This is a genomic window from Streptomyces sp. NPDC055506 (assembly GCF_053643595.1).
In genome coordinates this window covers 1-3,995 of the sequence record NZ_JBSHKH010000250.1, presented here as the reverse complement: position 1 = coordinate 3,995, position 3,995 = coordinate 1, and the positions used below count along the sequence as shown (strand labels likewise).

4 protein-coding genes, 1 tRNA gene and 1 pseudogene are annotated in these 3,995 nt (G+C 69.1%); 2 read left to right on the top strand and 4 right to left on the bottom strand.

The genetic code is table 11. The features are described from left to right. Positions 1-375 precede the first annotated feature (375 nt). Positions 376-645 (top strand): annotated as a pseudogene (locus ACWIF2_RS40205) (site-specific integrase); the annotation flags it as partial. A gap of 154 nt (positions 646-799) precedes the next feature. On the opposite strand, the gene ACWIF2_RS40200 reads toward ACWIF2_RS40205, so the two are convergent. The 3 genes from ACWIF2_RS40200 to ACWIF2_RS40190 form a co-directional block, all read right to left on the bottom strand. Then, a tRNA-Pro gene (locus ACWIF2_RS40200) sits at positions 800-873 on the bottom strand. Positions 874-920: 47 nt separating this feature from the next. Beyond that, positions 921-1,691, bottom strand: a complete 771-nt coding sequence (locus ACWIF2_RS40195; protein ID WP_454366602.1) for a Pr6Pr family membrane protein — start codon at positions 1,689-1,691, stop codon at positions 921-923. Between the two features lie 180 nt (positions 1,692-1,871). Then, positions 1,872-2,798, bottom strand: coding sequence for a metallophosphoesterase (locus ACWIF2_RS40190; protein WP_454366601.1), 927 nt, complete (start codon positions 2,796-2,798; stop codon positions 1,872-1,874). Between the two features lie 149 nt (positions 2,799-2,947). Here ACWIF2_RS40190 and ACWIF2_RS40185 point away from each other — a divergent pair, with 149 nt between their 5' ends. Next, positions 2,948-3,412, top strand: coding sequence for a GatB/YqeY domain-containing protein (locus tag ACWIF2_RS40185; protein ID WP_454366599.1), 465 nt, complete (start codon positions 2,948-2,950; stop codon positions 3,410-3,412). A gap of 124 nt (positions 3,413-3,536) precedes the next feature. Here the strand turns inward: ACWIF2_RS40185 and ACWIF2_RS40180 are convergent, their stop codons facing one another. Continuing rightward, a complete protein-coding gene (locus ACWIF2_RS40180) occupies positions 3,537-3,917 on the bottom strand; it encodes a transposase (protein WP_454366597.1) in 381 nt (126 codons plus the stop codon). Positions 3,918-3,995 lie beyond the last annotated feature (78 nt).

Here is a 3,995-nt window from a genome sequence, read left to right as displayed (position 1 = left end):
ATGCCACACCTTGCGTTGAGTTGGCGTAGGAAGTCTTCCCCTTCGCCGCCCAGCCACTTGAATGATCGACGTTCTGGACCCTGACCGTTGACTTGTGCTTCACATCCGCGATGTAGTTCGAGGAGCACTTCTTTCCAGCCGACACCAGGTCGTACCCGTAGCACTACTTGCGATCAGTCACATTCTGGCAGGTATTCCCTTTACTCGGAGGGGTTGCCCAGCTCTGCCGGCGGATTGACGCAGTCACCTCTCTTGTGAATTTCGGGCTGCCCAGGTATGAGGTCGTCGCTGGCCTCAAGCGGACAGAGGCGAAGACCAGGCTCAAGGAGGTGTTGCGGGACCACGAGGATGGTCTTGCGATGCGTCCATCGGCCCCGAAAGCTCCGCGACCTCAGCGCGGAAGACGTCGACCGCTGGCTGGCTGTCAAGGCCAAGACCCTCAGCACCCGCACGCTGCAGGCCGTCCACTCCTGCCTGAACCGTTCGGTCAAGTGGGCCATGGCCCGGGACAAGGTGAAGCGCAGCGTCGTCGAGCTGTGCTCAGTGCCCCGAACACGGTTGGTCTTCTCCTCGGCCGCAGGCAAGCCGCTCGACGCGACCAACGTCCGGCGCGCCTTGCGCCAGACACTCAAGGACGCCGAGGGGATCGAAGCAGATCCGGCCCGTGATCCAGACCAGCGCCGTGCTCATGGACGGCATCTTCAAGCGGGGTCCGGAGCCGTAGTCACGCAGATAGACACGCACAACGAATCAGACCCACCTACGGATCTCCGTAGGTGGGTCTGACCTTGTGTCTCTGTCGGGGTGGCGGGATTTGAACCCACGACCTCTTCGTCCCGAACGAAGCGCGCTGCCAAGCTGCGCTACACCCCGATGTCGCTGCTGTCGCGGCGACGTCGTTTACTTTAGCCCACCGGTGGCTAGAGACGAAATCCGGTTTTCCAGGGGTGCCGGAGGGGGTTCGGGCGGGCGTGGTCGAGGGCTACGAGGAGGACCGCCAGGGCGTAGAGGGAGAGGCCGAGGAGGAGGGCGTTGCCCAGGACCTTCTTGTAGCCGTCCTGGTCGACGTCGAGGAACGGGTAGAGGTAGCGGCCGGACGAGCCCGGGAGGAGCAGTTCGCCTCGGATGAGGGAGAAGGCCAGGTAGGCCAGGGGGTAGAGCAGCCAGGTGCTGGCCTGGCGCAGGTGCAGGCGGCCGGGGGGCGTGAGCAGGAGCCAGTCCAGTACGGCGGCGATCGGGGTCACCGTGTGGAGGGTGTAGTGGGTGAGGGCCTGCCAGCCCGTCGGGTGGGCCGCTTCGCCCGTGAGGGAGAAGGGACTCGCCTCGTTCGCCAGGAGCACGTGGTATGCCAGGGCCGCGATGACGACGTAGAGGGTCGTCGCGCCCAGCAGGGCTCCCGGCAGGGGGCGGCAGGCCGACCAGGCGCGGCGGGCCGACACGGCCATGACCAGCGCCAGCAGGATGTTGCTCTGGATCGCGAAGTAGCCCAGGGCCCGGGACGGGTCGCCGAGGAGCAGTTCGAGTGTCACGCCGCCGGCCGCCGCGAAGGCGACCAGTAGGCGGAAGGCCGCGGCCGCGGGGCGGCGGACCGGGCTGACGACGGCCGTGGCCGGGACGGGGGAGGGCTTCAGCGCGGGCCTGCTCGGTATCGCGGGCAGGTCCGGGATGTCCCTGGGTATCGGGGCGGTCATGCCCCCACGCTGGCAGAAACGGACATAGGGGGCGATGCGGGCGGGGCTGTGTGGGTTACCTGGTTACCCGATATTCCGCCGATCACCCCCGCCGCTCCGACCCGCTAGCCCGGCCGCACCCCAGCTACTCGCGACGTTCCCGCCCCACCTGGGCCGGCAGCGTCGCCTCCGCCGCTCCGGCTACTCCCGCCCCACCAGCGTCAGCAGCGTCGCCTCCGGCGGGCACGCGAACCGTACCGGCGTGTACCGGCTCGTACCGCAGCCCGCCGACACGTGCAGATACGACGTACGGTCCTCCACCGTGTGCGTCGACAGGCCCTTCACCCGGTCCGTGTCCAGGTCGCAGTTGGTGACCAGGGCGCCGTAGAAGGGGATGCACAGCTGGCCGCCGTGGGTGTGGCCGGCCAGGATCAAGGGGTAGTCGTCGGCCGTGAAGGCGTCCAGGGCGCGCAGGTAGGGGGCGTGGACGACGCCCATCGAGAAGTCGGCGGAGTCGGACGGGCCGCCGGCCACCTGCGCGTAGCGGTCCCGCTTGATGTGCGGGTCGTCCAGGCCCGTCAGCTCCAGTGAGACGCCCTCGATCTTGAGCGTGCCGCGGGTGTTGGTCAGGTTGAGCCATCCCGCCGCGTCGAAACCGTCCCGCAGGTCCTCCCACGGGTTGTGCACCACGCCCACGGCCGGGGCGTTGCCGTTGAGGCCGTGGCGGCCCTGGGCCCTCTCCAGCAGGTAGCGGGCGGGGTTGCGCAGCGTGGGGCCGTAGTAGTCGTTCGAGCCGAAGACGTACGCGCCCGGGAAGTCCATCAGGGGGCCGAGCGAGTCCAGGACCTCCGGGACGCCCTCCGGGTCGGAGAGGTTGTCGCCCGTGTTGATCACGAAGTCGGGGCGCAGGCCCGCCAGGGAACGCAGCCAGCGCTGCTTCTTGCGCTGGCCGCCGACCATGTGGATGTCGGAGACCTGCAGCACACGCAGTGGGCGCATTCCGGGGGGCAGGACGGGGACGGTGACCCGTCGGAGGCGGAAGGAGCGGGCTTCGAAGCCCGCGGCGTACAACAGACCGGCGGCACCAGCCGCCGCGATTCCCAGGGGGACTCCGTATCGCGCGCGCATACGACCATCGTCTCAGACCCCGGACGTCGACCCTGCCCGGGCGGTGCCCCGAAATCCCCTGGCGGCACCGGCGCTTCGACACCACAGTCCCGCCCCCGCCCCGCAAAACAGGGGGCGTCTTTCCTCCGGCACCTGCGACAATCAGCCCCATGACCACGCTCAAGTCGAAGCTGCAGGAAGACCTCAACGTTGCGATCAAGGAGCGCGACGAGCTCCGCTCCTCGACGCTCAGGCTGACGCTCGCCGCGATCACCAAGGAGGAGGTCGCGGGCAAGGAGAAGCGCGAGCTCTCCGACGACGAGGTGCAGAAGGTGATCACCCGCGAGGCCAAGAAGCGCCGCGAGGCGGCCGAGGCCTTCGCGCAGGGCGGTCGTGCCGAGAGCGCCGAGCGGGAGAAGGCGGAGGGCGAGGTGCTCGCCGAGTACCTGCCCAAGCAGCTGTCCGACGACGAGCTCCAGCAGATCGTGGCCCAGGCCGTCGAGGAGGCCAAGGCAGCCGGTGCCGAGGGGCCGCGGGCCATGGGCGCGGTCATGAAGATCGTGAACCCGAAGGTGGCCGGGCTGGCCGAGGGCGGCCGTGTCGCCGCCGTGGTGAAGAAGCTGCTGGCCGGCTGACCGGCCTCGAGCCGGCCGGTACGGGGCGAAGCCCTGCGGTGGGGCGAAGGGGGGGCCGATGAAGGCGGCCAATCGGGAGTCAAGGGTGTCGGTGCTGTCCGGATTGGATAGTTGCTGAGTGAATCTAACTCTTTGTGGACGTCTCGCGTGGTGCCTGCCCGGCCTGCAGCCCCGCGGCCTTCACGATCGCGGCGGCCCACCCGGAATCGCCCGGGACGGCGAGTCCGTTACGCACCGCGGCCCGGTACAGCCGTCGCCACACGCCGGCCTCCGTCCAGGCGGTGAAGCGGCGGTGCGCGGTCGCCGGTGAGACCTCGAGCCAGGGCGGCAGCATCCGCCAGGGGCAACCGCTGGTCAGCACCCACACCACCGCCGTGAGCATCCTGCGCTCGTCGACGGGCGCGGTGCCCCCTCCCTGTCGGCGCGGTGTGAACGGTGGCAGCAGCGGCTCCGTCAGGGCCCACAACTTGTCGGTGACCAGTCGCCGGGCGAGATCGCCTGGCATGGTCACCATCGTCGTGGTCACCACATGAGACAGCGGCGGGCGCGACGCAGGTTGTCGTAATTACGCCAGGGCCGCCCT